The sequence below is a fragment of the Spirillospora sp. NPDC047279 genome, assembly GCF_040643285.1.
Taxonomy (GTDB): Bacteria; Actinomycetota; Actinomycetes; order Streptosporangiales; family Streptosporangiaceae; genus Spirillospora.
On the sequence record NZ_JBEYUA010000019.1, the window covers coordinates 101,382 to 127,218 of the forward strand.

Annotated in this window: 26 protein-coding genes; 13 read left to right on the forward strand and 13 right to left on the reverse strand. The window is 70.5% G+C overall.

What is annotated here, in order from left to right:
• Nucleotides 1-26 precede the first annotated feature (26 nt).
• Nucleotides 27-680, forward strand: a complete 654-nt coding sequence (locus tag ABZ810_RS38145) for a histidine phosphatase family protein (RefSeq protein WP_358411708.1) — start codon at nucleotides 27-29, stop codon at nucleotides 678-680.
• Here the strand turns inward: ABZ810_RS38145 and ABZ810_RS38150 are convergent.
• The 4 genes from ABZ810_RS38150 to ABZ810_RS38165 all read right to left on the reverse strand — a co-directional run bounded on the left by ABZ810_RS38150 (nucleotide 652) and on the right by ABZ810_RS38165 (nucleotide 3,861).
• Complete coding sequence (locus ABZ810_RS38150; protein ID WP_358411710.1) at nucleotides 652-1,554, reverse strand: NAD(P)-dependent oxidoreductase; 903 nt, start codon at nucleotides 1,552-1,554, stop codon at nucleotides 652-654. The genes ABZ810_RS38145 and ABZ810_RS38150 overlap by 29 nt on opposite strands.
• A 97-nt stretch (nucleotides 1,555-1,651) precedes the next feature.
• Nucleotides 1,652-2,668 carry a phosphotransferase gene (locus ABZ810_RS38155; protein ID WP_358411712.1) on the reverse strand — a complete coding sequence of 339 codons (1,017 nt, stop codon included), beginning with the start codon at nucleotides 2,666-2,668 and terminating at the stop codon, nucleotides 1,652-1,654.
• Nucleotides 2,669-2,747: 79 nt separating this feature from the next.
• The gene (locus tag ABZ810_RS38160; protein WP_358411713.1) at nucleotides 2,748-3,344 is read right to left on the reverse strand and encodes a dihydrofolate reductase family protein; all 597 of its coding nucleotides are present in this window, start codon (nucleotides 3,342-3,344) and stop codon (nucleotides 2,748-2,750) included.
• Nucleotides 3,345-3,459: 115 nt separating this feature from the next.
• Nucleotides 3,460-3,861, reverse strand: a complete 402-nt coding sequence (locus tag ABZ810_RS38165) for a nitroreductase family deazaflavin-dependent oxidoreductase (protein ID WP_358411715.1) — start codon at nucleotides 3,859-3,861, stop codon at nucleotides 3,460-3,462.
• Between the two features lie 83 nt (nucleotides 3,862-3,944).
• Here ABZ810_RS38165 and paaI point away from each other — a divergent pair, with 83 nt between their 5' ends.
• Nucleotides 3,945-4,490, forward strand: coding sequence for a hydroxyphenylacetyl-CoA thioesterase PaaI (gene paaI / locus ABZ810_RS38170; RefSeq protein ID WP_358411717.1), 546 nt, complete (start codon nucleotides 3,945-3,947; stop codon nucleotides 4,488-4,490).
• Nucleotides 4,491-4,747: 257 nt separating this feature from the next.
• Here paaI and ABZ810_RS38175 read toward each other — a convergent pair whose 3' ends face one another.
• Complete coding sequence (locus tag ABZ810_RS38175) at nucleotides 4,748-5,614, reverse strand: helix-turn-helix transcriptional regulator (protein WP_358411719.1); 867 nt, start codon at nucleotides 5,612-5,614, stop codon at nucleotides 4,748-4,750.
• 384 nt (nucleotides 5,615-5,998) lie between these two features.
• On the opposite strand from ABZ810_RS38175, the gene ABZ810_RS38180 reads away from it, so the two are divergent.
• Both ABZ810_RS38180 and ABZ810_RS38185 read left to right on the forward strand, forming a co-directional pair.
• Nucleotides 5,999-6,409 carry a PPOX class F420-dependent oxidoreductase gene (locus ABZ810_RS38180; RefSeq protein WP_358411721.1) on the forward strand — a complete coding sequence of 137 codons (411 nt, stop codon included), beginning with the start codon at nucleotides 5,999-6,001 and terminating at the stop codon, nucleotides 6,407-6,409.
• A 125-nt stretch (nucleotides 6,410-6,534) separates the two neighbouring features.
• Entirely contained in the window at nucleotides 6,535-6,849 is a 315-nt protein-coding gene (locus ABZ810_RS38185) for a hypothetical protein (protein WP_358411723.1), read from the forward strand.
• A gap of 784 nt (nucleotides 6,850-7,633) precedes the next feature.
• Here ABZ810_RS38185 and ABZ810_RS38190 read toward each other — a convergent pair.
• The gene (locus ABZ810_RS38190) at nucleotides 7,634-8,413 is read right to left on the reverse strand and encodes an ABC transporter permease (RefSeq protein WP_358411725.1); all 780 of its coding nucleotides are present in this window, start codon (nucleotides 8,411-8,413) and stop codon (nucleotides 7,634-7,636) included.
• Complete coding sequence (locus ABZ810_RS38195) at nucleotides 8,413-9,321, reverse strand: ATP-binding cassette domain-containing protein (RefSeq protein ID WP_358411727.1); 909 nt, start codon at nucleotides 9,319-9,321, stop codon at nucleotides 8,413-8,415. Before ABZ810_RS38195 ends, ABZ810_RS38190 begins: the two co-directional genes overlap by 1 nt.
• Before the next feature lie 169 nt (nucleotides 9,322-9,490).
• Here ABZ810_RS38195 and ABZ810_RS38200 point away from each other — a divergent pair, with 169 nt between their 5' ends.
• The 3 genes from ABZ810_RS38200 to ABZ810_RS38210 are packed head-to-tail and all read left to right on the forward strand — an operon-like array spanning nucleotide 9,491 to nucleotide 12,835.
• The gene (locus ABZ810_RS38200; RefSeq protein ID WP_358411729.1) at nucleotides 9,491-11,533 is read left to right on the forward strand and encodes a histidine kinase; all 2,043 of its coding nucleotides are present in this window, start codon (nucleotides 9,491-9,493) and stop codon (nucleotides 11,531-11,533) included.
• Between the two features lie 2 nt (nucleotides 11,534-11,535).
• Entirely contained in the window at nucleotides 11,536-12,198 is a 663-nt protein-coding gene (locus ABZ810_RS38205) for a response regulator transcription factor (protein WP_358411731.1), read from the forward strand.
• Nucleotides 12,199-12,244: 46 nt separating this feature from the next.
• Complete coding sequence (locus ABZ810_RS38210; RefSeq protein WP_358411732.1) at nucleotides 12,245-12,835, forward strand: DUF4291 domain-containing protein; 591 nt, start codon at nucleotides 12,245-12,247, stop codon at nucleotides 12,833-12,835.
• A gap of 469 nt (nucleotides 12,836-13,304) precedes the next feature.
• On the opposite strand, the gene ABZ810_RS38215 is transcribed toward ABZ810_RS38210, so the two are convergent.
• Nucleotides 13,305-13,952: a nucleoside triphosphate pyrophosphohydrolase gene (locus ABZ810_RS38215; protein ID WP_358411734.1), complete on the reverse strand. Its 648-nt coding sequence runs from the start codon at nucleotides 13,950-13,952 to the stop codon at nucleotides 13,305-13,307.
• Between the two features lie 80 nt (nucleotides 13,953-14,032).
• Here ABZ810_RS38215 and ABZ810_RS38220 point away from each other — a divergent pair, with 80 nt between their 5' ends.
• The 3 genes from ABZ810_RS38220 to ABZ810_RS38230 all read left to right on the forward strand — a co-directional run bounded on the left by ABZ810_RS38220 (nucleotide 14,033) and on the right by ABZ810_RS38230 (nucleotide 17,187).
• Complete coding sequence (locus ABZ810_RS38220) at nucleotides 14,033-15,373, forward strand: MFS transporter (RefSeq protein ID WP_358411735.1); 1,341 nt, start codon at nucleotides 14,033-14,035, stop codon at nucleotides 15,371-15,373.
• Between the two features lie 518 nt (nucleotides 15,374-15,891).
• Nucleotides 15,892-16,905 carry a methyltransferase gene (locus ABZ810_RS38225; RefSeq protein ID WP_358411737.1) on the forward strand — a complete coding sequence of 338 codons (1,014 nt, stop codon included), beginning with the start codon at nucleotides 15,892-15,894 and terminating at the stop codon, nucleotides 16,903-16,905.
• Nucleotides 16,906-16,908: 3 nt separating this feature from the next.
• Nucleotides 16,909-17,187 carry a hypothetical protein gene (locus ABZ810_RS38230; protein ID WP_358411739.1) on the forward strand — a complete coding sequence of 93 codons (279 nt, stop codon included), beginning with the start codon at nucleotides 16,909-16,911 and terminating at the stop codon, nucleotides 17,185-17,187.
• Between the two features lie 771 nt (nucleotides 17,188-17,958).
• On the opposite strand, the gene ABZ810_RS38235 is transcribed toward ABZ810_RS38230, so the two are convergent.
• From ABZ810_RS38235 to ABZ810_RS38245, 3 genes are all read right to left on the reverse strand, one after another.
• A complete protein-coding gene (locus tag ABZ810_RS38235; protein ID WP_358411740.1) occupies nucleotides 17,959-18,876 on the reverse strand; it encodes a hypothetical protein in 918 nt (305 codons plus the stop codon).
• A gap of 144 nt (nucleotides 18,877-19,020) precedes the next feature.
• On the reverse strand, nucleotides 19,021-20,244 hold the full coding sequence (locus ABZ810_RS38240; RefSeq protein WP_358411741.1) for a cytochrome P450: 1,224 nt from the start codon (nucleotides 20,242-20,244) through the stop codon (nucleotides 19,021-19,023).
• A 229-nt stretch (nucleotides 20,245-20,473) separates the two neighbouring features.
• Complete coding sequence (locus tag ABZ810_RS38245) at nucleotides 20,474-21,757, reverse strand: citrate synthase (protein WP_358411853.1); 1,284 nt, start codon at nucleotides 21,755-21,757, stop codon at nucleotides 20,474-20,476.
• Nucleotides 21,758-22,156: 399 nt separating this feature from the next.
• Here ABZ810_RS38245 and ABZ810_RS38250 point away from each other — a divergent pair, with 399 nt between their 5' ends.
• On the forward strand, nucleotides 22,157-22,816 hold the full coding sequence (locus tag ABZ810_RS38250) for a hypothetical protein (RefSeq protein WP_358411743.1): 660 nt from the start codon (nucleotides 22,157-22,159) through the stop codon (nucleotides 22,814-22,816).
• Here the strand turns inward: ABZ810_RS38250 and ABZ810_RS38255 are convergent.
• Nucleotides 22,813-23,745, reverse strand: a complete 933-nt coding sequence (locus ABZ810_RS38255; RefSeq protein ID WP_358411745.1) for an aldo/keto reductase — start codon at nucleotides 23,743-23,745, stop codon at nucleotides 22,813-22,815. The genes ABZ810_RS38250 and ABZ810_RS38255 overlap by 4 nt on opposite strands.
• A 106-nt stretch (nucleotides 23,746-23,851) precedes the next feature.
• Here ABZ810_RS38255 and ABZ810_RS38260 point away from each other — a divergent pair, with 106 nt between their 5' ends.
• Both ABZ810_RS38260 and ABZ810_RS38265 read left to right on the forward strand, forming a co-directional pair.
• Complete coding sequence (locus ABZ810_RS38260) at nucleotides 23,852-24,631, forward strand: hypothetical protein (protein ID WP_358411747.1); 780 nt, start codon at nucleotides 23,852-23,854, stop codon at nucleotides 24,629-24,631.
• Nucleotides 24,632-24,766: 135 nt separating this feature from the next.
• Nucleotides 24,767-25,600 (forward strand): aldo/keto reductase, encoded by an 834-nt coding sequence (locus tag ABZ810_RS38265; protein WP_358411749.1) that lies wholly within the window; start codon nucleotides 24,767-24,769, stop codon nucleotides 25,598-25,600.
• Here the strand turns inward: ABZ810_RS38265 and ABZ810_RS38270 are convergent.
• On the reverse strand, nucleotides 25,597-25,788 hold the full coding sequence (locus ABZ810_RS38270; RefSeq protein WP_358411751.1) for a hypothetical protein: 192 nt from the start codon (nucleotides 25,786-25,788) through the stop codon (nucleotides 25,597-25,599). The genes ABZ810_RS38265 and ABZ810_RS38270 overlap by 4 nt on opposite strands.
• Nucleotides 25,789-25,837 lie beyond the last annotated feature (49 nt).

A 25,837-nucleotide genomic window follows, 5' to 3' on the forward strand; every position in this document is an offset into this window, starting at 1 on the left:
ACGCATCCTCTCGTAACCTGGCTCTCGTGCGCGTATGGCTGATCAGGCATGGCGAGAGCGAATCGAACGCGGGACTGCCCACCAACGGCCCGGGGGCGTCGCCGCTCACCGGGCTCGGACGGGAGCAGGCCGGCCGTGTCGCGGCGGCGTTCGACGGGCCGCCCGACCTCATCGTGGCGTCGTCGTTCGTCCGCGCGAGGGAGACCGCGCGGCCGACCCGCGAGCGGTTCCCCGACGTCCCGTACGAGGAGTGGCCCGTTCAGGAGTTCACCTATCTGGGCAGCCTGCACGGGCCCAGCACCACCGCCGAGGAACGCCGCCCGCACGTCGAGGAGTACTGGACGCGCTGCGACCCGGCGTACTCCAACGGCGGCGGCGAGTCGTTCCAAGACCTGATCACGCGCGGCCGGGAGTTCGTCGACCGGCTCGCCGCGCGCCCGGAGCAGGGCCTGGTCGCCGTGTTCACCCACGGCATCTTCATGCGCGCTCTGCTCTGGTCGCTGCAACTGGGGGTCTCCGCGCCGGACCACGCCGACATGGAGTCGTTCCGGACGTTCATGATCAACAGTGCGACGCCCAACGGCACCATCGCCGAGCTCCGCCTGGCGGGCGGTCACGGCGCGGGCGTGGTCATCGGGTCCACCGTCCACCTCACCGCCCCGAGCGGCCGCCCGGCGTGACGGGGCCGTCCGGCGTGAAGCCGGCGAAGTAGGCCGCGGCCATGTCGTCGTCGCCGTGGCCCAGGGCGAGCGCCCGCCGGAACCGTTCGCCCACGCCCTCGGTCATGTCGACCCGGACCCCCGCGACGGCGGCGGCCTCGGCGATGAGCCGGGTGTCCTTCTCGGCGTTGCGAACGGCGAAGCTCGGCGTGAAGTCGCCCGACAGGATCGCCTGCATCTTCGCCTGGAGATAGACGTTGTCGAGCGGCCCGCCGGTGACGACCTCGCCGAAGAGCGCGGGGTCGAGGCCGAGCGCCTCGGTCAGGGCCAGCGACTCGCCGATGATCCCGGTCAGCGCGATGGCGTAGTTGACCGCGGCGAGCTTGAGCCGGGTGGCGTTGCCCGCCGCGCCGTCGTCGCCGAGCCACATCGTCTTCTTGCCGACGGCCTCGAAGACCGGCGCCAGCGCGGCACGCGCGTCCTCCGGGCCCGCCGCGAGGACGAGCAGCTCGCCCTGCTCGGCCGGCTGCCTGGTGCCCTGAACAGGCGCGTCGACGAAGATGAGGCCGTGCTCGGCGGCGAACCCCGCCAGCGGCTCCAGCGCGAGGAGGCCCACGGTGCTCATCTGCGCCCAGACCTGGCCCGCGCGCAGGCCCGGCACGGCGCCGGACATGGCCGCCAGGACGCCGGGCCCGTCGTTCAGCATGGTGATCACCACGTCGGCGCCGTCGGCGGCCTCGGCGGGAGATCCGGTCACGGTCGCGCCGTCCGCCTCGAGCGCGTCGGCCTTGGCGCGCGTACGGTTCCAGGCCCGCACCTGTAGCCCGGACCTGAGGAGGTTGCGGCCCATCGCCGCCCCCATGATCCCGGTGCCGAGCAGAGCGACGGTGGGCATGTTCTCACTCCCCTGACGAGAGACCTGTCGTCAGCTGTCCCTTCCCCGCGTCGCGTGAAGAGATGCGGGCGTACCGGCCATGTCCTTGAAGATCATTTCAGCCGTAGGCGGGGCTGAGGGCGCCGTTGTCGGCGGGAAGCTCGGTGTAGGGCGCCGCGAAGACGTCCAGCGTCAGCTCCAGATTCGCCGACCACCAGGTGACCAGGCCGGGCGCGGGCGGACGGCCCTGGCCGAGGTAGCGGTGCCGGAGCGGCTCGACGTCGCACAGCCGCTCCCACCACTCGCGATGCACGGCCCCCTGGATCTGCCCGGCGTCCAGCGGGAACGCCGCGCGGTGCCCGGCCACGAACGCCCGCACGCGCTCGAGGTCGAGCCCCCGGTCGTCGTCGTGGGCGAACAGGCCCGCCGCGGCGCGCACCAGCTCACCCGCGAGCGGCCCGGTCGTCAGCGCGTCCCAGCCCAGCACCGCGGTGACGTTGCCCGCGCCGCCGTAGCGCAGGTTGCCCGCGCCGAACGCGCCGTGCAGATGCCCGACCGTGGTGATCTCGATCTCCGGCGGCTGATGGTCGGCCAGCTCCTCCAGCAGCGCCCGCCGCTCCAGCAGCCGCCGTTCGCTCAGCGCCTCGAAGTCGGTGCCCTCGCCCGGCAGCGACCCGAGCATCTCGTCCACCGCGGCCACCGCGTCCCCGGCGCACGGCGTCGGGATCAGCAGGCTCTGCTGGACGGGCGCCGTCAGCCGGTCGAGCTCCGCGTGCAGGCCGCCCAGCAGCCCGCCCAGCCGTTCGCACTGGCCGAACGTCAGCTCAAGGCCGTCCCGGCGACGTCCCGCGACCCACGGGTGCAGCGCGTAGCCGCGCCCGTCCGAGGTCGCCAGCGTGCGCCCGGCCCGCGTCGGCACCGGCGCGAGCACGGGCAGCCCCGCCGCGTCGAGCGCCGCGGTCACCGAATGCCGGAAGAGCAGGCCGCGCCGGTCGAACTCCTCGTACTCCCGGAGGAAGTACGAGGAGTCCGCGGTGTCGACCCGCCAGCTGCGGTCGCCCTCCAGCGGAGTCACCGCCACGGGCTCCCCGATGTCCCAGCGCCGCAGCACGCGGGCGTTGTGTGACGTCGGCACCTCGGCACCTCATCCGTTCGAACGAATGTTCACCAGCCGACCGTACACGTCCGCGCGCCTCCGGCAAAAGAGAACCGCCTCAACGCGCGGGCCGGTAAGTCACATGCGTCACCAGACTGGTGCTTTGGACCGAGACCTGCTCCAGGCTGACGTCGCCCACGCCCTCGAAGAGGCGCTCGCCCCGGCCGAGCACGACGGGCGCGACGTGCAGCCGCAGCTCGTCGATCAGGCCCGCCGCCATGTACTGGTTGACCGTGTGGGCGCCGCCCGCGATCGACACGGAGCGCTCCCCGGCCGCCTCCCGCGCCCGGGCCAGCGCGTCCTCGATCCCGCCGGTCACGAAGTGGAACGTCGTCCCGCCCTTCAGGGCGAACGACTCGCGCGGGCGGTGGGCGAGGACGAAGACCGGCGCGTGGTACGGCGGCTCCTCGCCCCACCAGCCGGTCCAGTCCAGGTCCCAGTCGCCACGGTCGGGGCCGAACATGTTGCGGCCCATGATGAAGGCGCCCGCGTTCGTGATCTCCGTGATGACCTCGGCGTTCTCCTCGGGCTGCTGGAACATCCACTCGTGCAGGCGGTCGCCCACGCCCTCGCCGAACGGGGTGTCGAGGCTCTGGCCGAGTCCCGCCACGTATCCGTCCACCGACACGCCCATGTCACAGGTGACCTTGCTCATTTCGACCGCTCCTTCGGCATCGGCGCCCCTGCGGCGCCTCTCACCCCTTGGTCGGAGCCGTCCTCACCTTCTCGACACGCCTCCCGAACTTTTCTCGGGTTCGTTCGACGATGCCTCAGTCGCGCTCGAGGACGATGACCGGAATCTCCCGCTTAGTCTTCTTCTGGTAGTTGTCGTACTCAGGCCAGGTCGCGGTCATCGTCCGCCACATCTCCGGCTTCTCCTCGGGCGTCGCCGTACGCGCGTGGGCCTTGTACTTGTCGCCCTTCACCTGGACCTCGACCTCCGGGTCGTCCTGGAGGTTCAGGTACCAGGCCGGCGGCCGGTCGGAGCCGCCGTTGGAGGCGACGACCAGGTTCTCGCCGCCGTGCTCCTGGTAGATCAGCGGCGTCGTCCGCCGTTTGCCGCTGCGCCGGCCGGTCGTGGTGAGCAGCAGGGTCGTCGTCCCCTGCCAGTCGTGCCCCTCCGCGCCGTCGGTCTCCTGGTACCGCTTGACGTGCTCCTGCCCGAACAACATCGCCGGTGGTTCCCTTCGTGGTCCCGAAATACGGATGCCCGGAAGGTCCTTCCCCGCCAGCCGTCGATCAATACGCTGACCAGATGACCGACCCACCCGACCCCGCGCCCACCGACGCGCCCGAAGGGGAGGACGGCGGGGCCGCCGACGCGGGCACCGGTACGCCAAACGCGGCTGACGCGGCGGACGCAGCGAACGTGGCGGACGCAGCGAACGTGGCGCGGCGCTGCGCCGAGGCCATGTACGAACGGGACACCGCCGCCCACCACCTCGGCATCGAGATCGGCGGCGTGGCACCGGGCCGCGCCCAGGCGCGCATGACCCTCACCGAGGCCATGGTGAACGGCCACGGCGTCGCTCATGGCGGCTACCTCTTCCTGCTGGCCGACACCGCGTTCGCCTACGCCTGCAACACCTACGACGCGGTGACCGTGGCCGCCGCAGCGGACGTCGTCTTCGTGGCCCCCGCCCGCGCCGGCGACGTCCTGGAGGCGACGGCCGTCGAGCGCACCCGCTTCGGCCGCAGTGGCCTCTACGACGTCACCGTCCGCCGAACCTCCGACAACGCCGTCATAGCCGAGTTCCGAGGCACCAGCCGCAGCCGCCCCGCCCCCGTTCTCCCGCAATGACCACCACCCACTCCCACGCCAAGCCCGTACAACCCTCACGAACACACGGGGCCGCAGGCCAATCAGCCGGACCAACGCCAGCAAGCCGCACGAACGCGCATGGCGGCTACGGACGAACGCGCATGGCAGCCACGCACGAACGCGCATGGCAGCTACGCATGGGGGCGGAGTGGACGCTCACCGGCCGACGAGACATGCGTGAGGGACACACGGGTGAGTGGGGCGTACGAAGGGGGCGGCGTGCGAGGGCCGGTGGGTCAGGTCTGGCGGAGGATGCCGGTGAGGATGTCGACGGTGTCGTCGGGGCGGGCGGCCGTGATGCAGGTGTTGTTCATGGCCTTCATGTAGATGTCGACGTCGGCCGGCTTGTCGAGGTAGAGCGCGCTGGTGAGCTGCTCGAGGTAGACGACGTCGGACAGGCCGGGCTCGCCGAACCGCAGGATGGTGAACGGGCCGCCCGCCGCGGCGTGCCCGCCCGCGCCGAACGGCACGACCTGGAGCGTCACGTTCGGCAGCTCGGCCATCGTGATGAGGTGCTCGATCTGGCCGCGCATCACCTTGCCGCCGCCGAGCGGGCGGCGCAGCACCGCCTCGTCGAGGACCGCCCACAGGGTGGGGGCCCCGGGCGCCGTGAAACGTTCCTGCCTGGTCATTCGTACTCGCACGCGGCGCTGGACGTCGTCCTCGGAGGCTTCCGCGAATCCGAGCCGCACGACCGCCTGAGCGTATTCGGCGGTCTGTAGGAGACCGGGAACGAACTGGACCTCGTACGTACGGATGAGCGAGGCGGCCTCTTCCAGGCCGAGGTAGACCTCGAACCAGCTCGGCAGGATGTCGCCGTAGCGGTGCCACCAGCCGGGCGTGTTGGCCTCGCGGGCGAGCTCCAGCAGCGGGGCGCGTTCGGCCGGGTCGTCGACGCCGTACAACGTCAGCAGATCGGCGATGTCGCGTTCCTTGAAGCCGACCTTGCCGAGCTCCATCCGACTGATCTTGGAGTGCGAGCCGCGGATCTCGTACCCGGCCTCCTCGGTGGAGATCCCGCAGGCCTCGCGCAGGCGGCGCAGCTGGGAACCGAGAAGGATGCGCAGCACGGTGGGACCGCCACGGCGCGGATACTCGATCAATTGACCGGTTTCGGGGTCGCCCTCGGTCCGAGGGATGTTGGCTGCTACGTCCTGGGGCAAGGCTCACCCGGCCAGTCGACGGGCCCGCACGCGGGCGGAGGAACGGTCCTCATGTTAGAGGATCAGCCCCTCTATTTGGGAAGAATGAAAAAACTACTCTCGGCATCTTGACACATCCATGGTATGCGCCTCTGCCACCGTTAACGGACCACGCTCGAACGACCGGGCGGTCACTAATCGGGCGGGGCCGACGACGTAACCGTACGCGTTATCCGCAGACCATGGCAGACCGCGTCCGCCGATTTTTCGCGTCGCGGGAACGCGCAGCCGGATGACGGGGTTGCCACTGCAGGAGTCGATCGATCACTAGCGGAGGAGGAAACCGTGGGCAAGCTCTCCGACGAGGCGAAGGCGCTGATCGGCCGGCCGGTGCTCGCCTGGGCGACCACCGTGCGCCCGGACGGGTCACTGCACGGCACGGTCGTCTGGGCGGACGTCGACGGCGACGAGGTCATCTTCAACACCGCCATCGGACGTGCGAAGGAACGGCACCTGCGCGCCGACGCACGCGTGTCCGTCAGCGTTCTCGACCCCGACGACGCGTTCCACTTCGTGAACGTGTCGGGGACCGCGCGGCTGGAGACCGAGGGAGCCGACGCCGTCATCGACGGGCTCGCCCGCAAGTACCTCGGCCTGGACGCCTACCCGGGGCGCCGGCCGGGGGAGCGGCGCATCAACGTGCGCGTCTCGCCCGAGCACGTGATCTACAACCGGGGGCCGCTGCGTTCGGGGTGACGAAGCTCTCGTCTCTCTGACGTCAACCCAGGGAATCACGGCGAAGTCTTATTTATTGGGACTGAAGTGCCGCGCGGTGACGGTGCGGCCTGTTCTAAGTGACCACCGTGTTACTGGGGGAAAACATGCACTCGAACATCCGTGAGCTCCCCGAGGTTCGTTTCCTGACTTCGGGCGACGTCACTGACAGCGACCGTTCGGCGGCCGAAGAGGCGGTCCGTTCGACGTTGTCGGAGACATCCGGCGAGGCCGCCTCGGCGCAGGTGACGCTGAGCCTCGTCGACGACCCGTCCCTGCCCAGGCCCGCGCTCGCCCAGGTCGTCGTCGATCTCGACGGCCGGCGTCTCCGCGCACAGGCCGCCGGGCCGACCCTGCCCGAAGCCGTCCGCCTGCTCCAGGACCGGCTGGCCGTCCGCATCGCCCACCGGCGCGCCGGCTGACCCGGACCGACCAGTACAGCGCGTCCCCTGGCACCGACCAGCCCACGGACCGCACCCCTGAACGGCGCGTCCCTGGCCCAGCCAGGGACGCGCCCTTCTGCTGACAAACACCCCGCCAGCCCCCGCCCGCCGCCCCCGACACTCACAGCAACCCCAACGCCCGTCCGCGCCGCACCCGTCCGCGCTGCGCCGTCCGTGCCGCGCCGGTTGCGCCCCGCTGTCGGCGTTCCGCCGTTCGCGTGGCCCCGTCGCGCTAACCGTCCGTACGCCAGCTGTCTGTGCGGCAGTTGTGCATGCATTGGGGCGCACAGATGAAAAAGTACGTACGCAGAGGTGTGTGCGCTGGCGGGGTGACGCCTGGGGTGTGCACGGGGTGGGCCCGCGCGGGTCCAGGGCCCACAGGGCTGAGATCCGCGCGGGGCTGGATACTTGCGCGGGCCGGGGTACATGTTTGGGATGCGTGGACTGGCAGTGCACGCTGGGGAGCGTGGGTCGGGGTGTGCGGGCCTGAGGTTCGTGCGAGCTGAGTGGGTACGCGCTGGCATGCGCGGGGCGGGACGCGCGCTCGGGTGCGTGGGTCGGGGTGCGCGAGCCCCTCAGGCACGGGCTGGAGTGCGCGGACTGAGAGTCCGGGCTGGAGGTGCGCGGACCGAGGGGTGCGGGTTGAGGCATGCGGACCGAGGGGTGCGGGTTGAGGCATGCGGGCCGAGGGCTGTGGGGCTGAGATACGCGGGTCAGAGGGTGTGCGGGTCGGGGTGCACGGGCCGGGGTGCACGGGCCGGGGTCAGGCGTCGCGGCGGGTGAGGGTTAGGGCGGCTGCGGTCAGTGGGAGCGCGGCGTACGCGGCTAGGACGAGGAGCGCCACCGGAGGCGGCAGGACGGCTCCGTAGACGGAATTCTCGTTGTCACCGCCGACGATCTGGCCGGGCAGCGCGCCGAGAAGGAACGATCCGAGGCGTTCGTTCCAGGGGCCGGGCAGATGCGAGGTCAGGATCGGCACCACGTACCCCAGCATGAAGACGGTGACGATCGCGCCGGCCGTCGACCGCAGGAGGACGGCGAGGCCCAGCCCGAACAGCGCGAAGACCGGCACCGCGCCTACGCGCGCGAAGAGTTCGGGCAGCTCGCTCACCACGCCGGACGGCTGGCCGCGGATCGGCCGCCCGCCGACGATCGCCACGGTGATGAAGAACGTGCCGAACACGACCACCAGGCCGGTCACCAGGCTCACCGCGCCGACCACGCCCGCCTTGGCGAGGAGCAGGACCCGGCGCCGCGGAACGGCGGTGAGCGTCGTCCGGATCATGCCCGTGCGGTATTCGCCGGTGATCGCCAGCACTCCGAGGACGGCGACGCAGATCCCCGTGACCTCGGCGTTCAACGTGGCGAGCGAGGAGAGCGCGAAATGGTCGCGATCGGCCGGGGACAGACCGTCCCAGACGTTCACCGCGTAGATCGCCAGCAGTACCGCCATGGCCACGAATCCGACGGGGACGGCGAGCGTGAAATAGGTGGACCGGATCGACCGGAGCTTCAGCCACTCGGCCGCGATGACATCGGACATCAGGCGGCTCCTTCGGCCCGGTAGTCGGCTTCGCCTGAGGTCAGCCGCATGTACGCCTCCTCCAGAGAGGCCGCGCGCGGCATCACCTCGTACAGCGGGATGCCGCGCGCCGCGGCCAGCTCGCCGATGCGGTCGGCTGCGAGCCCTTGGACCGACAACCCACCGGACGGCTCGGAGCCCACCGTGGCGCCCGCCGCGGCCAGCACGCCGGTGAGATCGGCGGCCCGCGGCGTGCGCACGGCGATTCCGCGCCCGAACCGTTCGGCGAGCTCGCGCACGGAGGTGTCGGCGATCAGCCGGCCCCGCCCGATCACGATCAGCCGGTCGGCGGTGAGCTCCATCTCCGTCATCAGATGGCTGGAGATCAGGACCGTGCGGCCGTCGGCGGCCAGCGACCGCATCAGCTCGCGGATCCACCGCACACCGTCCGGGTCGAGGCCGTTCACCGGCTCGTCGAACATCAGCACACCCGGATCGCCCAGCAGCGCCGCCGCGATCCCGAGACGTTGCCTCATCCCGAGCGAGAAGCCTCCGACATGCCTGCGGGCCGCGCCCGCCAGCCCCACCAGCTCCAGCACCTCGGTCACCCGGCGCACACCGATGCCGTTGGTCCGCGCCAGGCATTTGAGGTGAACGAACGCCGACCGGCCGCCGTGCACCGCGTTCGCGTCCAGGAGCGCTCCGACCTCGTGCAGCGGACGCCGCAGCCCGGCGTACCGCCGCCCGCCGATCAGCGCCGTGCCGGACGACGCCGCGTCCAGTCCGAGCAGCACCCGCATCGTCGTGGACTTGCCCGCCCCGTTCGGCCCCAGGAAGCCGGTCACCCGCCCCGGCTTCACCTCGAAGGACAACCCGTCGACCGCGACCGTCCGGCCGTAACGTTTGGTGAGTTCAGATACCTCGATCACAGGATTCACCGTTCCGCATGGGCCACGCCGCGCACATCGGAGCAGGGTCTCGCCCTGCCCGTCAGCCCAGGGCCGGAACTAGCCCGCCCCGCCGCCCCGATCTCAGACCCAGGTATGACGTCCCCTGGCCGGACGTGGGCCCGGGAACAGGCCGGATACCGTCGTGTCCATGGACGAACCCGAGCTGCGCCCCTTCGTCGTCCGCCGACTCGACCGGCGCCGCCTCATCGCGCTCGACGCCCTGGCCGCCGTCGCGTACACGTTCATGATGATGGGCTTCACCGCCCATGACGTTCCGGCGATGCTCCTGACCGCCGCCACCGGCCTGCCCCTGGCCGCCCGCCGCCTGTGGCCGCTGCCCGTCTTCACCCTGGCACTCGCACTCACCCTCACGTCGCTCGCGCTGGGCATGCCGAACGACATGTTCGTGGCGGCGGCCTTCGCCCTCTACCCGGTCGCCCTCACCCAGCCGCGCCGCCGCTGGATCCCCACGTCCGCCATCGGCGTGACGAGCATCCTGCTCCTCGTCCTCACCGCTGTCGTGGGTCCGAGCAGCCGCAACGCCGCGATCATCGGCACCGTCGCCCTCGGACTGTCCCTCGTGGGAGGCTCCTGGACGCTCGGCCGCGCCCTCCGCGAACGCCGCGCGCACGCCGAACGCACCACCGCCCAGCTGGCCGAACGCGCCGTCACCGACGAACGCCTCCGCATCGCCCGCGAAATGCACGACGTCGTCGCGCACAACATGAGCCTCATCGTGGTCAAGGCCGGAGTGGCCAACCACGTCGCCGAGTCCCGCCCCGAAGAGGCCCGCGAGGCCCTCCAGATCATCGAAGCCACCGGCCGCGCCGCCCTGATCGAAATGCGTCAGCTCCTCGGCGTCCTCCGCACCACCCCCGACCACACCCCCACCGCCACCCCCTCCAGCAACCACTTCTCCGCCCCGCCCACATCCCCCCGCATCGCCCCAGCTCCCGCCCCCAGCGCCCCCTCCAACACCCACCGAACGCCGGAAGCCTCTCGCGGTGGCCGGCACCCCTCGGACGTGCCGGGCATCCAGCCGCGTCTCCCAGCCGCTCCTCACCCCGGCGATCACGCAGCAGCCACGCCAGGCATCGGCCCGCAAGCGCCGGATGCGAACGGCGGTAACCCGCGCGTGGCGGACGCGACCGGCGTCGGTCTGCAAGCGACAGGCACATCCGGCGCTGATCCGCACGTGCCAGACACTGAGGGTGCCGGCCCGCACGTGCCAGACACTGAGGGTGCCGGCCCGCGTCAGCCAGGCGCTAAAGGCGTAGGCGGCGCGCACGTGCCAGACACTGAGGGTGTGGGGTCGCTCGTGTCTGATGTGGACGGTGTCGGCGTGCAGGTGCCTGACACGTTCAGTGGCGGCCAGCACGCGCCTGACGCTGAAGGCGGCGATCCGCACGTGTCGGACACCGAGGGTTTCGAGCCGCACGCGCCCGAGGCATCTGGCGGCGGCCGGCGCGGGCCCGATACAAAGGGCAGCGGCCCGCATGGGCCGGACACCGAGGGTCTTGGCCCGTTCGTACCAGAGGCGTCCGGCGAGGGCCACCATCCGCTCGACGCTGAGGACGAAGACCCGCCCGTCGGGGATGGGACCAGCGGTGGTCTAAATATGGGAGATACGTCCGGCGGTGGTTCACGCGTGCCGGACGTGTCTGGTGGCGGCTGGCGCACGCCGGGTTCGTCTGACGTTGGCGTGCGCGTGCTGGATACGTCCGGTGGTGGTTCACATGTACCGGACGCGTTCTTGGTAACGGGGGTGGGGGAGGGTGCGCCGCTGATGCCGGCGCCTGGGCTCGCCGCGTTGGCCGGGGTCACGGATCGTGCGGCCATGGCCGGTGTGCGGGTCGACCTCGACGTCCAGGCACCAGAGCTTCCGGAAGGTGTGGCCTTGTCGGTCTACCGGATCGTTCAGGAGGCGGTGACGAACGTGGTCAAGCACGCCGCGCCCGCACGGTGCAGGGTCTCCGTCGTCGCGGACGGGCAAGAGCTACGGCTCTCGGTCACCGACGACGGGCCCGGCACGCGGGTTCTGCCCGGCGGCCCTGTGCCGGGGCAAGGGCACGGGCTGATCGGCATGCGCGAACGCGTGATGATGTACGGCGGAGAACTCAGCGCGGGCCCCCGCCCCGAAGGCGGCTTCGCCGTATCAGCCCGCTGGCCCTACGACTCCGCGGAGAGGTGAAGGTGGACGTACGCGTCCTGGTCGCCGACGACCAGGCACTGCTCAGGGGAAGTTTTCGGGTGCTCGTGGAGGCCGCGCCCGGGCTGCAGGTCGTCGGTGAGGCAGGCGACGGCGTCGAGGCCTGCGAACTCGCCCTCAAGGAACGTCCGGACGTGGTGCTCATGGACGTCCGGATGCCCGAGATGGACGGTATCGAGGCGACCCGCCGCATCTGCTCCTCGCCCGAGATTCCCGACGTCCGGGTGCTGATCGTCACCACGTTCGACCTGGACGCCTACGTCTACTCCGCGCTCCGGGCGGGGGCCAGCGGCTTCCTGCTCAAGGACACCCCGCCCGCCGACCTGCTCACCGCCATCCGTGTGGTCGCCGCCGGAGAGGGGCTGCTCGCGCCGACCGTCACCCGGCGCCTCATCGCCGAGTTCGCCCGCCGCCCCGAGCCGTCCCAGCCGTTCGCGCGCGAACTCGACGGGGTGACCGAACGTGAACGCGAGGTCCTCACGCTCATCGCCCGCGGCCTCTCCAACACCGAGATCGCCGAACACCTGCGGCTGGGCCTCGCCACCGTGAAGACCCACATCGGGCACCTCCTGGCCAAGCTCCAGGCCCGCGACCGCGCGCAGCTCGTCATCATCGCCTATGAGACCGGCCTGGTCAGGCCGCGCTAGAAAACCCGTTGCCGCACGCCGGATCCCACCGGCACGGTTGGACACGATGAAGACGCACGAGATCCGCGCCACCTACGACCGTGAAACAATCACGGTCTACCAGGCGTACCGCCCCGAGATCGCCGTTCCCGCCGTCGAAAACGGCCGGTTCGTGCCCCCGTTCTCGCGCGGCCGGATGACGTGGATCAAGCCGTCGTTCCTCTGGCTGATGGCGCGGAGCAACTGGGCCCGCAAGCCAGGCCAGGAGATGATCCTCGCCGTCCGGATCGCCCGTTCGGGCTGGGAAGAGGCCCTCTCCATGGCCGTCCCCACCCATCCCGACCGGCGGATCTTCCGCAGCAGCGATGAATGGCGCGCCCGCTTCGCTGACTCGCAGGTGCACGTCCAGTGGGATCCCGAACGCACCCTGCGCGGCGCCACCCTCGACGCCCGCAGCATCCAGGTAGGCCTCAGCCGCCACGTCATCGACCGGTACGCGGACGAGTGGACCGTCTCCATCGACGACCTCACCCCGCAGGTCCGGAAGATCCACCGGCTCCTCCAGGACGGCCAGGCCACCAAGGCGAAGACGTTCCTCCCCAAAGAACGCGTCTACCCACTACCCGCCGCCATCGCTCAGCGGATCGGAGCCGTCTGACCCACGCTGCCCAACCATCTGGCCCGCCCAGCCGCCGCATCCGACCAACCCTGCATCCGACCAGGCCTCGCGTTCGACCAGGCCTCGCGTTCGACCAGGCCTCGCGTTCGACCAGGCCTCGCGTTCGACCAGGCCTCGCGTTCGACCAGGCCTCGCGTCAGCCCAGCCTCGCGTCAGCCCGGCGTTCGTGTATGTCCGAGGTGCGGTCCGAGACGCCTGCCGAGGTGTCGGGCTGGTGGTGTCTGCTGAGGGCGTCTGGTCCGAGTTGTTCCAGTCGGGCCTTCGCGTCAGCCCTGTCTCCACTGCGCGAGCGTCCGCCAGGGCCTGGGCGCCGGTGGGGCCGCCGAGCGTGACGTCGCTGTCGGCCGGCCTAGGGACGTTCGGCGTAGAAGCCGACCTTGACGGCGTGCTCGCGGGCTCGCACGGCGATATCGGCGGAGTCAGCTCCAAGCGTCGGTAGGAGATGGGGTCAGTCGGCGGTGGGGCGTGTTCGCAGGACGAGGCGGGCGGTGAAGCCGCCGCGTTCTGCCGCTTTCGCGGCGCGCAGGTGTTCGAGCTCGGCCTGATCGAGACCGTGCACGGCGGCCAGGGCGTGGACGACCTCGAGGATGTCGGCGAGCTCGGCCGGATCGCCGCTGGAGACGTACTCTCCCGCTTCCTCATAGAGCTTGGCGCGCAGGAACGTCTCGAACTCGCCGTCCTCCGCCACCCGCGCCTCGGGCGTTCGGCCGGCCCGCTCGATGATCTCCGGAATGCGATCGCGGACGAGCTTCTCCCGACCGTCGGCGGTGTTCGCCGTGGTGGCGTGGGGTGAACCGCCGTGGCGCCGGTCGAGCGACTGGATCCACTGGACGGCCACCGCGGCCGTCTGCACGAGTTCCGTGCGGAGACGAACGGGATCGGACTCGGCGAGGGCTTCGTAGAACTCCTCGGTGAGGATGTGGCGCCAGGTCAGCCGGCCGCGCTTCGAAGACGCCCCGACCTCGGCCTTGGCCTCGTCCGCCCGCGCCTCGTACTCGGGCCCGGTGCCGTCGGGAAATTCCTGGACGCCCCAGATCCGTTCCTGCGCCCGACGTTCCGCGGCGACATCGGCCAGCACCACCTCGAGAGAGCTCATGCCCGTAGTGAACCGGCAGTCCCGCCCGGATCGAAAATCCTCACCTTCCACCCGGCGGGCAAACCGGTATCTAATGGCGCATGCCCCTGCCCCGCTCGCTGCGCGTCGGCTACGGCCTCGGCTCCTTCTGCGCCGGGACGTTCAACACCGTTCCCGGGTTGCTCCTGCTCTACTACATGACCAACGTCCTGGACGTCCCCGCCGCCGCGGCGGGCCTGGCCATCTTCCTGCCGAAGGCCTGGGACCTGCTGATCAACCCGTACGTGGGGCGGCTCTCCGACCGTTCATCGTCCAGGCGTCCCTGGCTGCTGGCGGGCGCGGTGGTGCTGCCACCGACCTTCGTGCTCACCTTCGCCGGAACGTCGCTGACAGGCCTCCCCGCCGCGCTGTACGTGGGCGGCTGCTTCTTCCTCGCGGCCTCCGCGTTCGCGCTGTTCGAGGTGCCCTACAAGGCGATGCCGGCGGAGATGACGGACGACTACCACGAGCAGAGCGGCCTGCTCACCTGGCGGATGATCTTCCTCGGCATGGCGATCCTCATCTCGGGCGGCCTCGCGCCGATCCTGGCGAACTCCGAGGACGGCGAGGCCTCGATCGGCGGCTACCGGCTGATGGGCTTCGTCATCGGCGGGGTGCTCCTCCTCTCGATGATCGCCACGTACCTCGGTACCGCCCGCGCGCCGCGCATCGTCCGTGCCGAAGCCGAGCACACCTCCGCACGCGAACAACTAAGGGCGGCCCGCGCGAACACCCCGTTCATGCTGCTCCTCGGCCTGAGCGCGGCCCAGATGCTCGCCGTCGGCGTGATGCTCGCCGGCGCGCCCTACTTCGCGTCGTACATCCTCGAGGACACCGGCGCGATCACCACGTTGTTCCTGCTCTTCATCGGGCCGATGCTGATCACCATGCCCGCGTGGGTACGGTTCTCGCGCAGGTACGACAAGCGCGGCAGCATGCTGGTGTCGAGCACACTGTTCCTGCTCGGCGGCGTGGCCCAGGCGTTCACCCCCGCCTTCGGCTTGGTGTACGCGCACCTGTGCGTGGTCGTCATCGGCGTCGGTTTCGCGGGTTTGCAGTTGATGCAGTTCTCGATGCTCGCCGACACCCTCGTGTACGACGAGCTGAAATGTGGGCGGCGCCGTTCAGGCACGTTCACCGGCCTCTGGACGGCGACCGAAACCGTCATGATGGCCTTCGGTGCGCTTCTGCTCGGCTGGGTGCTCGCCGCCGCGGGCTTCGTCTCCTCCGAACCCGACGAGCCGGTGGCCCAACCCGAAAGCGCCATCAACGCCGTCCTCTACGGTGGCGTCCTCGTCCCCGCCGTCTTCATGGGCGTCGCCATCTACCTGACCACGCGCTACGACCTGACCGCCGAACGGCTGAAAGACCTCCGCTCCCGGCCCGGCACCGTCCCCGCGTAGTCGCGTCCGGTAGATCCTGCGTTGAGCCGTGGGGACGCTCACCAGGACGACGTCTCCCTCGCAGAGGGGCGAATCTGCCGTACAGGTGCCGGCGCCGCGCCGGTCTCGACCGGTTGATGCGACGTTCGACGAAGTTGCGGAGTTGCAGGAAGTGAGGCCGAAGGTCGGTGGGCGTCCGTTGCGACCGCCACGCCGCCATCGACCGGCTTTGCGCCTGTCCAGACTGCCGACCTCGGTGACAAGCGCGCGAGGAACCGGCCGCCAGTGACAATCAACTCCGGGACTCATGACCGACGCCGCCGGGGAGTAGCCCCGCAGCCCTAACTCATCTCCCCGGTCCGTGACCTCTGTCGCTGGTGGCCGACACCGCGGAGCGCTTCGCCGCCATCACGGGCATTGCCTCGGCTTGGCAGGTTGCGGCCTTGTCCTGGCTTGGGGCGTCCAGGCTGCAGAGATAGCGTTTTATGGGTGACGTCGTGCGACGGGCGGAGCAGACGGCCGTAGACCAGGGAGGCGCCATGACCGAGGAAGCGACCGGTTGGGGTGGGGCCCTGTGGAAAGCCGCCGACCTGGTGACCCCGATGGCCATCCGGGTGGCGGCGACGTTGCGGCTGGCCGATCACATCGCCGCGGGCGCACAGACGACCGAGGCGCTGGCCGCGGCGGCGGACGTCGACCAGGACGCGCTGGGGCGGGTGATGAATCACCTGGTCGTCGCCGGTGTGCTGGTACGGACGGGCACCGAGTCGTACGGGCTGACCGGCCTGGGGGAGCAGCTCCGTGACGATGATCCGGAAGGGCTTCGGGCGTGGCTCGATCTGGAGGGCGCGATCGGGCGCGCTGATCTCTGCTTTGTTCAGTTGTTGCACACGGTGCGTACCGGCGAGCCCGCGTTCCCGCGTCAGTTCGGCAAGGCGTACTGGGATGACCTGTCAGCTGCCCCCGCGCTCGCGGAGTCGTTCGACGCCCTGATGGGAGGACGGCTGGTGGAGGACGCGCCCGCTGTGGCCGCGTCCTATCCGTGGGGCGCACTCGGTCATGTCGTCGACGTGGGCGGCGGCAACGCCACCTTGCTGATCGCCATCCTTCGCGGTCACCACGGCCTGCGGGGGACGGTGCTCGACCTTGCCGGGCCGGCGGCCCGCGCCGAACGGGCCATCGCCTCGGCGGACCTGGCTGATCGAGCCGACGCGCAGGCCGGCAGCTTCTTCGACGCTCTTCCCGCCGGAGCAGGTGGCTACGTGCTCTCAGGTGTCCTCCACGACTGGGACGATGAACATGCCGCCCGCATCCTGCAACGGTGCGCCGAGGCGGCCTCCACGACGGGGAAGGTGCTCGTCGTGGACCACATCGCCGAGACCGAGGACGGCGACCCGAATACCGAGGGCGACCTGCGCATGCTCTGCTACGTCAGCGGCAGGGAACGCACCCTCGCCCAACTCGGCGAACTGGCCAAGCCCATCGGCCTTGAGATCGGCTCGGTCACCCCGGCCGGCTCGCGCTCGATCCTCGAATTGATCCCAACCTCCTGACCTTTGCCCGGGTGGTCGTTCGTCGCCGTCCTCGTCCTCTACTTCGCGGTCCCGGTGATCGTGGTGCTCGTCGACTTCGCCTCCCTGGGCGAGAACGCCTACCAGGCGCTCGGCCTGGAGTTCCGGCTCTCGCCCATGAACGCCGCGCTGGTGACCGCGATCGTCTTCGAAGTGGTCGCGGCGGTGTGGCTGGTCGCCTGCTACGCCGGGGTCAGCCGGCCCGGTCGCCGCGTTCAGCGCCTGGACACGGCCGCACGACCGGACCGTCGGCACCTGCTTTGAGCCTGGCAGCGCGCACCCGGCGTGATCGCGCTGGTCCGCATCGGCGCCCGGCAGTCGTGGCACGACCTCCTCAACTGCACCCGCCTCCACGGCCCGGCAATCCCCCGACCGCCGCCACACCGTGCACCGAGGCCGCGCCGAAGTCGCATTGCATGCCGCCATTGCACGCCGCTGTCGCGCTGCGGGCCGCTTCTTTGCTGCGCGCTGCGTGCCGCTTCTGTGCTGCGTGCTGTTGCCGCGTTGCGGGCGCTGCTGCGCGGTGCGTTGTCGGCCACTGCCGCGTGCAGGGCACGGGGGCGTCGAAGGTTGCTGTGGTGGGCCTACCCACGCCCCTCCCAGACAGGAACCGAACGCCACGCCGCCCTTGACCCCTGGCTGCACATCTACAACCATCACCGCGGCCACACCGCACTCGGCGGCCTCCCCCAGCCAGCCGCGCCCCCGACCTCTCTGGCAGTACACCTAGGACGTCTCTCAAAGTCGCCTGCCCTATTCCGAGACGTCCAGGCACGCATCTCGCGGAGTTGTCGTCGGTCACCAGCCAACACCGGGCTGCCTCCCTCCCCCGCCCCCACGAGGCACGCACCTGGACGCCGCTCGCCACGGACGCCGACTTTGAGGTACGCCCCTGGCCGGCCATCCCGGTCAAGGAGTCGTGGGTTTCTGCGACACGTTGACCGGGGTGGATTGGTCCCTCAGGGGCGACTTGGAGAGCAGGGTGCGCATGGGGGATGGGGCGGGTGGCATTCAGGGGTTGGTGTTGGCGGGGCTTCAGGTGGGGAGGGGGTCGGGGGTGCAGCCCAGGAGGTCGTACATGACCGGCGGGAGTTCGTCCCAGAGCCATTCGTTCAGGGAGCCCTCGAAGGAGTGGGGCGGCCCGACGGAGAGGGTGCGCAGGCTTCGTGGCGTGAGGCGAACGGGGAGCGGGCCGTCGGTCCAGAGGGGATCGGTGACGCCCCAGTAGGTGGCGAAGTCGTCGCTTTCGAGGGGCAGGTCGGGGGACAGGGAGTGGGTGCCGGGGATCCGGCCGAGCGGCAGTAACCGTTGTGCGGTCGCGCGCAGGACGTTGAGCGCGGCCAGGTCGTGCGGGCACGAGACCCCGGAGATCTGCAGCTCGGGCAGGCCGAAGCGGCGCAGCCCCCGTGTGGTGAGCTCGACGCAGTCGCAGCTGTCGACCGAGCTGTTGGCCGCCGCGCAGTGCTCCTCCTCGGACGGCAGCCATGCACCGAGCCAGTCGTCGGCCATGATGAAGCGGCTGCGTTCCTTGGAGCCTTCGGGGACCTGCGGGTGGTTGAGCAGGATCCGGTCGGTGTTGAGGTCGACGACGGAACCGTGCACGGCGCCGGCGATCGCCCGGGCCACGGCGCGGGCCAGCCGGCTGCCGAACGGCTGGTCGGCGACCGGGAGCAGGGCGGTGACGCCGATGTGGTAGGTCGCCTTGCGGACGCGCGCCTCGACCTCCGGGTCTTCGGCGGAGGCGGTGTCGGCGAGGTCCCAGGGGGAGTCCAGGACCTGGTAGTTGGTGATGGCGAGCCGTGAGCCGCCGAGCCTCTCGAAGGCGGCGTCCGCGAAGGGCGGAGAGAGACGGCGGCGGATCGAGAGGCGGGTGTCGTCCGGTTCGTTCTCGGTGGCGACGACGAAACACGTGGTGGTCTTGGCGGGCACGGTAAAGGTGATCGTGGCGGGCATGACCTGAGCCTCCTCGGCGGTGTGGCTGGCGTGGCACCGACCACCCTCCGGCCGAACGGCGCGCCACGGAAGTAGAACGCGATTCTGGGGATAACCCCGTTCAGGTGTTCGCGGCGCGCGAGACGTCGAGCCTGAGGCCGTGCATCAGAAGGCGCAGGGCAGGGACTTCACGCCGTTGATGAAGCTGGTCCGCTGCCGTACAGGCTCGGCCGTGGCGTGGACGTCGGGCAGGCGCGTGAACAACTCGCGCAACAGGACGGCCACCTCGCGGCGGGCCAGGTGGGCGCCCAGGCAGAAATGCGGGCCCGGAGCGCCGAAGCCGAAGTGCGGGTTGGGGGAGCGCGTGATGTCGAACGAGTACGGGTCCTTGAAGACGCCGTCGTCGCGGTTCGCCGAGTTGTAGTAGAGGACGACACGATCGCCCTCCGCGTAGGTGTGGCCGTTCAACGTGTGGTCCCGGGTGAGCGTGCGGCGCATCCAGGTCACCGGCGTCGCGTACCGTACGGCCTCCTCGACCGCGCCGGGCAGGTGCTCGTCCAGGTCGGCCAGGAGCCGGGCGCGCTGCTCGGGGTTGGACGTGAAGAGCGCCAGCGCGTGGGACAGCGCGTTGCGCGTCGTCTCGTTGCCCGCGACCACCAGCAGGCTGAAGAAGCGCTTGAGCTCGATGTCGCTGAGCGCCTCGCCGTCGACGTTGGCGTGGAGCAGCGCGGTGACCAGGTCGTCGGCGGGCCGTTCCCGGCGCTGGCGGCCGAGTTCGCCCATGAGCTCGTGCAGGATGCCGAACTTCTCGCCGAGGACGCCTTCGCGGCTGGTGCCGTCCGGCGCGACGTAGTCGGGGTCGCCGACGGCGAGGATGGCGGTCGTCGCGTCGATGACGTCGCCGTACGCGGAGCCGGGGATGCCCATCAGGTCGCAGATGATCCGCAGCGGCATCGGCATCGCGACGTTCTCCACGAAGTCGCACGGACCCCGTTCGGCAAGGTCGTCCACGATCCGCACGGCGAGCGCCGTCACGTCGTCCGCGAACTTCTGGATCATGCGCGGGGTGAACGAGCGGGAGACGATGCGCCGGAGCCGGGCGTGCCGCGGGTCGTCCAGGCTGATCATCGAGCCGGAGTACTCGCGTACGGTTGGTGCCGGGTCCACCAGGCTGACCGAGGTCGGCTCGGAGCTGAACACGTCGGGTCTGCGGCTCGCCTCCGCCACCTGGTCGTACCGTGTCAGCGCGTAGAAGCCGGGCCCGGTCGGCAGCGGGCAGTAGACGGGACCGTCCGCCGTACGGAGGGAGGCGAACAGCGCGTCGCGTTCGGACTGCGGCCTGGCCCAGAAGTCGAGGTTCGCGAGGTCCGGTTCGACCAGGGAGGGCATCGTCCGAAGCCTTTCGCCGAGGGCAGCCGCAGCTTTCAGGCTAACCCGGCCCCGCGCCGAGGTGATCTGCCCTGAAAGCTCGAACGGACGCACCGCCCCCCGTTCGCACACATCTGGTGTGCTGACGGAGGCAGTGCGTCCGCTCGTGTCGCTGGCGGCCCCGCCGCGGTACGGCGCGGCTGGGCGGCGGTGGGCTCAGCCCGTGGCGTTCACCGGCCGAGCCCGTTGTTCAGCGGGAGGCGATGTCGCCGTAGTGGCGCTCGGTCTCGCCCACGTACACCTGCCGCGGGCGGCCGATCTTGGTGGACGGGTCGCTCATCATCTCGCGCCACTGGGCGATCCACCCGGGCAGCCGGCCGAGCGCGAACAGCACGGTGAACGCGTTGGTCGGGAAGCCCATGGCCTTGTAGATCACGCCGGTGTAGAAGTCGACGTTCGGGTAGAGCTTGCGCTCGACGAAGTAGTCGTCGTTGAGCGCGACCTCCTCGAGGCGCATCGCCAGGTCGAGCAGCGGGTCGGGCTTGCCCAGCAGGTCGAGGGCCTGGCGGGTGGCCTTCTTGACCACGGCTGCGCGCGGGTCGTAGTTCTTGTAGACCCGGTGGCCGAAGCCCATCAGCTTGACGCCGGGCTCCTTGTTCTTGACCCGGCGGACGAACGACTCGACGTCGCCGCCCTCGTTGTGGATGTTCTCCAGCATCTCCAGGACGGCCTGGTTGGCGCCGCCGTGCAGCGGGCCGAACAGCGCGTCCACACCGGCGGAGATGGACGAGAACAGGTTGGCGTGGCTGGACCCGACGAGCCGCACGGTGGACGTCGAGCAGTTCTGCTCGTGGTCGGCGTGCAGGATGAAGAGCATGTCGAGGATCTTCACGATGTTCGGGTCGACCTCGTACTGCTCGGTCGGCAGGCCGAATGTCATGCGCAGGAAGTTCTCGACGTACCCGTGGGAGTTGTCGGGGTAGAGCAGCGGCTGGCCGATCGAGGTCTTGTACGCGTACGCCGCGATCGTCGGCAGTTTGGCGATGAGCCGGATGCTGGAGCGCTCTACCTGCTCCTCGTCGAACGGGTCGAGGCTGTCCTGGTAGAACGTCGACAGGGCGCTGACCGCGGACGACAGCACCGCCATCGGGTGGGCGCGCCGCGGGAACGCCGAGAAGAACGCGCGGAACTTCTCGTCCAGGAGCGTGTGGCGGCGGATGTTGTCGGTGAAGTCCTCCAGCTGCGCGGAGGTGGGGAGCTCACCGTGGATGAGCAGGTAGGCGACCTCGAGGAAGGACGACTTCTCGGCCAGCTCGTCGATCGGGTAGCCGCGGTAGCGCAGGATCCCCGCGTCGCCGTCGATGTAAGTGATCGCCGACGTGGTGGACGCGGTGTTGGTGAAGCCGGGGTCAAGAGTGACGTGACCGGTCTCTTTCAGCAGTGCGCTGATTCCCAGACCGGACGGCCCCTCCGTGGCCTCCGTCACCTCGAGGGGCAGGCGCCCGCCCTGATGGTTGAGCTCGAAATCCGACATGTGCTCGCTCGCTCCCAACTCCGTCCACACCTGCGTAGACATTCCGCCCTTCATCGTATCCAGGTGATCATATGAGTTTGATCCGCCCTGCCCTGGGGTGCCGTCGCGCTCCGGAATCGACGCGGATCCGCCTCGTCCAAGATCAACTCTCGACTTGGGCTCAGCGCGACCACTACCCGCGACCGCGGCCTGTTACCCATGAACTGTTTGTCAAAGCCCATGGTCAATGGCGGTGAAATCGTTCCCTTCGCTAAACCGCGTCACCGTCATTCGGCATTCACGCGCGGGGTGATCAACAAGTGGTCAGGCGAAGCCGGTCTCCCGCGCCGCTCCCGTCCGGCGGCGGTCGCCGCCGGACGGTCGGTTGACCCTGCGTCTGCGGGATGCTCACCTGGAGGTATGGCCGATGACCTCGCCGCCGAGCTCGTCGCACGCTCCCGTGCCGACATCGCCGCCTCGGTCGGCCCGAACCGCTTCCTGGAGCTGCTGGAGGCCGGAGAAGTTCCGCCTGAACGGCTGGCCTGGCTGGCCGGCGAGGAATTCCGCATCGTCGGCAGTGACCGGCGCAGCTTCGCCCTGCTCGCCTCGCGTTTTCCGGAGGCGCCCGCCGGTGCCTTTTTCCTGGGCCTTGCACAAGGCGAGAACGAGGCGTTCGTGCTCCTCCAGGATTTCGCCGCGGCCCTCGGGCTGAGTGACAAAGATCTCATCGCGTATGAGCCGAAACCGCTGGCGCAGACCTATCCGGCCTACCTCGCGCAGCGCGCCGCCTTCGGGGCGTCCTCGGAAGTCGCCCTGGCCATGCTTGCCAACCTGGAGGAGTGGGGCGCCTACTGCGGACGCGTGGCCGAGGCCCTGCGCGGCCGGTACGGCATGGACGAGCGCGCGGTGGGGTTCTTCGCCTTCTTCGCCGAGGCGCCGCCCGGATTCGCCGACCAGGCCGCCGACGTGGTCGCCGCGGGCCTGGCGGCCGGGGAACGCCCCGAGGACGCGGCCCTGGCGGCCCGGATGCTCCACGCCTACGAGACCGCCTTCTGGAACGCCCTGGCCGAAGGCCTCTAGGCCCAGGCGAGGGCGGAACGTTCAGCCCAGTACTGCTCCGCCGGTAGGGCCAACTCGGCGAGGTCGGCCACCTCACCCTCGGTCAGGTCGAGCGTGAGCGCGGCGAGGTTCGACTCCAGCTGGGCCTCACTGACCGCCCCCACGAGCACCCGGTCCGCCCAGCCTTGCCTCAGGGCCGCCGCCAGCGCGACCGCGTCCGGGCCGACTCCGTGAACGTCGGCGACGGCCGCGAGCGCCTCCGGAGGCCGTACGGCCAGCCTCCCGTTGGCCAGCGCCTCCTTCACGAGGATCAGCGACCCCTCCGGCACCTGGACGAGGGCCCGAGCCACCGATGGCTCCAGGAGATTCCACGTGGACTGGACCGCGCTGAACACCGCCTGCCCGTCCACCTCCAGCTCGAACCCCTTCAGCACCGTCTCCGCCTGCCGTGGCCCGGACGTGGAGAAGCCCACCCGAACGCCCTCCGCGGCGAGCCCGGCAAGGGACGCCTGCAACGCCGCGTCCCCGAACAACGGACTGTCGGCCGTCAGCGAATGCACCTGGTACAGGCCAAGGTGCTGCCCGAGCAGCCGCCGCGTCTCCTCGTACTGCTCGCGGAACCTTGCCAGGCTGTGCTCCTTGACCTCGTGCACGTCGGCGTCCATGCGCCAGTCCCCGACGTACGCGTAGCCCCACTTGCTGGAGACCGCCACGTCCGAGTGCCCGCGCCCGGCCAGCCAGCTCCCGAGGAACTCCTCCGCCCGGCCGTACGACCGCGCCGCGTCCACCCAGCGGATCCCGGCCGCGTAGCCCGCGTCCAGCAGGCGCCACGTCGCCGCTCGCATCGCGTCCACGGACCGCTCGGCGGGCAACTCCGCCGCGCGTCCCAGATTGATGTACGCGGGGCGGCCCACGGCGGCCAGCCCCAGCGCCAGCCTGTCGACGTTCATGATCCCAGCCTGCCACGACCGGGTTATCCACAGAACGGGATTCCACTGGATCGGCTACGGACGGTGAACGATCCTGCTCGCGGACCCCACACGAAGGAGGCATCACATGCCCGTCACCCTCATCACCGGCCAGAACGAGTACGGCCTCCGCCAGATGGCCACCAAGCTCGGCCTCAGCACCTGGCAGGTGCGGCTCGCCCGCGAACACGGCCTGCTCCCCGAGCCCGACATCGCCGGCCGCCGCTGGTCCGCCGCCCTCGCCGCCGAGAGCGACGGCCGCACCGAACGCATCCGCGCCGCGTTCGGCGACGAACCACCGGTCGGCGGGCTCAAGGCCGCCCTCCGCCTCGCCGTGCGCGTGGCGCTCGACGTCGAGCGCGCCGACATCGAGATCCTGGTGGCACGCGGTGACCTCACCGTGATCGGCCGCTTCCAGGAGCACCCGATCTACCTGCTCCGCGACCTCGACGCCCTCCACCCGCAGACCGTCGCCGACGTCGTGAACGCCCGCAAGGGCCCGCTGGCCGACACCGTCGACGCCCGCGGCGCCGCCACGATCCTCGACTGGCCCCTCGCCCTGTTCAACCGCGTCGCCGCCGAACGCGACCTGCCCAGCGACCAGCTGGGCCGCTACGCCCTCGCCGACGTTCGCGCGATCGCGGCGGACGAGAGTCTCGCCGAACGGGGACGCGAAGAACAGCAGCGCCTCGCCCTCGAACGGGCCCGCAAGGCCGAGAGCCGTTCCGAGGACATCCTGCGCGGCTGGCTCCTGCGATGTACGGCCTACCTCGACCGCGCCCTGGACGACCCGCCCGACTCCGCCGCCCCCGGCCGGGCCCTCCGTTCGCTGGAGGCCGCCCGGGACCTCATTGCCCGTCCCGCCTGACCTGGCCGCGCTTCCCGGCCGCGCGGCCGACCTCGCGCCGCGCGGCCTCTGGCCCTGAGGCTGGCCCTCCCAGGGCCACGATCAGCGATCCGCATCCGGCTACGGTCGTTCACGACGAAAGGACGGAAACACACGATGACAAGCACGTTCCGGATCGGCGGCGAGATCGGCGTCGGCAGGCTCGGCTTCGGCGCGATGCAACTCCCGACCCGGCCCGGGGACGCCCGCGATGCCTCGATCGCCGTCGCCCGGCGCGCGGTCGAGCTCGGCGTCACCCTGATCGACACGGCGCACATGTACGGATGGGGCGCGAACGAGGAGCTGCTCGCCGAGGCGCTGTACCCCTACCCCGACGACCTGCTCATCGCGACCAAGGTCGGCGTGGCGCCGCCCGTTCCGCCGAACGAAGCGACCCTCAACGGGCGGCCGGAGTTCCTCCGCGACCAGGTCGAGCAGGGTCTGCGCCGGCTGCGGGTCGAACGCCTCGACCTGCTCCAGCTCCACCGCATCGACCCGGAGACCCCGCTCGCCGACCAGCTCGGCACCCTCCGCGACCTCCAGGACGAGGGCAAGATCGGCCACATCGGCCTCTCCGAGGTCACCGTCGCCGAGCTCGAGCAGGCCCGGAGGATCGTCGACATCGCCAGCGTGCAGAACCGCTACAACATGCTCGACCGCGAGCACGAGGCCGTCCTCGACGCCTGCACCGCCGCGGGGATCGCCTTCCTCCCCTGGCGTCCCGTCCTCCCCGTGGCCTCGGCCACGGCAAAGGAGATCGCCGCCGTCGCCGCCGAACTGAACGCCACCGAGGCTCAGGTGGGCCTCGCCTGGCTCCTCGACCGTTCTCCCGTCATGCTCCCGATCCCCGGCACCAGCACCCTCGCCCACCTGGAGGAGAACGTCGCCGCAGCCGATCTCCACCTCACCGAAGACCAGCGCACCCGCCTGACCGACCTAGCAACCACCTAGGTGTACTGACCATGGACGTTGTTGACACCTGTGGGTGTCTGGTGGACGGCGAAGACCTCCGGTGTGGTGGAGGTGTTGAGGCTCAGCACCGCACCCGTGGCGCACCACGCTGCGGGACGATCCGCGCGGGGCTGCGCGGTTTTCGCCTTCGCGACGGCGTCTGAGTCGCGCGTGACCTGGGCGTTCACCAACAGATCACACGGCCGGAACGAGGTAGGGCGAGGGTGGCCCCCGCTA

Coding starts and splice junctions, on each gene's coding strand:
- ABZ810_RS38265 (WP_358411749.1), top strand. CDS start 24,767: ATGACAAGCACGTTCCGGATCGGCGGCGAGATCGGCGTCGGCAGGCTC.
- ABZ810_RS38235 (WP_358411740.1), bottom strand. CDS start 18,876: ATGCCCGCCACGATCACCTTTACCGTGCCCGCCAAGACCACCACGTGT.
- ABZ810_RS38260 (WP_358411747.1), top strand. CDS start 23,852: ATGCCCGTCACCCTCATCACCGGCCAGAACGAGTACGGCCTCCGCCAG.
- ABZ810_RS38245 (WP_358411853.1), bottom strand. CDS start 21,757: ATGTCGGATTTCGAGCTCAACCATCAGGGCGGGCGCCTGCCCCTCGAG.
- ABZ810_RS38160 (WP_358411713.1), bottom strand. CDS start 3,344: ATGAGCAAGGTCACCTGTGACATGGGCGTGTCGGTGGACGGATACGTG.
- ABZ810_RS38255 (WP_358411745.1), bottom strand. CDS start 23,745: ATGAACGTCGACAGGCTGGCGCTGGGGCTGGCCGCCGTGGGCCGCCCC.
- ABZ810_RS38185 (WP_358411723.1), top strand. CDS start 6,535: ATGCACTCGAACATCCGTGAGCTCCCCGAGGTTCGTTTCCTGACTTCG.
- ABZ810_RS38165 (WP_358411715.1), bottom strand. CDS start 3,861: ATGTTGTTCGGGCAGGAGCACGTCAAGCGGTACCAGGAGACCGACGGC.
- ABZ810_RS38210 (WP_358411732.1), top strand. CDS start 12,245: ATGAAGACGCACGAGATCCGCGCCACCTACGACCGTGAAACAATCACG.
- ABZ810_RS38150 (WP_358411710.1), bottom strand. CDS start 1,554: ATGCCCACCGTCGCTCTGCTCGGCACCGGGATCATGGGGGCGGCGATG.
- ABZ810_RS38225 (WP_358411737.1), top strand. CDS start 15,892: ATGACCGAGGAAGCGACCGGTTGGGGTGGGGCCCTGTGGAAAGCCGCC.
- ABZ810_RS38220 (WP_358411735.1), top strand. CDS start 14,033: ATGCCCCTGCCCCGCTCGCTGCGCGTCGGCTACGGCCTCGGCTCCTTC.
- ABZ810_RS38190 (WP_358411725.1), bottom strand. CDS start 8,413: ATGTCCGATGTCATCGCGGCCGAGTGGCTGAAGCTCCGGTCGATCCGG.
- ABZ810_RS38240 (WP_358411741.1), bottom strand. CDS start 20,244: ATGCCCTCCCTGGTCGAACCGGACCTCGCGAACCTCGACTTCTGGGCC.
- paaI (WP_358411717.1), top strand. CDS start 3,945: ATGACCGACCCACCCGACCCCGCGCCCACCGACGCGCCCGAAGGGGAG.
- ABZ810_RS38215 (WP_358411734.1), bottom strand. CDS start 13,952: ATGAGCTCTCTCGAGGTGGTGCTGGCCGATGTCGCCGCGGAACGTCGG.
- ABZ810_RS38200 (WP_358411729.1), top strand. CDS start 9,491: ATGGACGAACCCGAGCTGCGCCCCTTCGTCGTCCGCCGACTCGACCGG.
- ABZ810_RS38250 (WP_358411743.1), top strand. CDS start 22,157: ATGGCCGATGACCTCGCCGCCGAGCTCGTCGCACGCTCCCGTGCCGAC.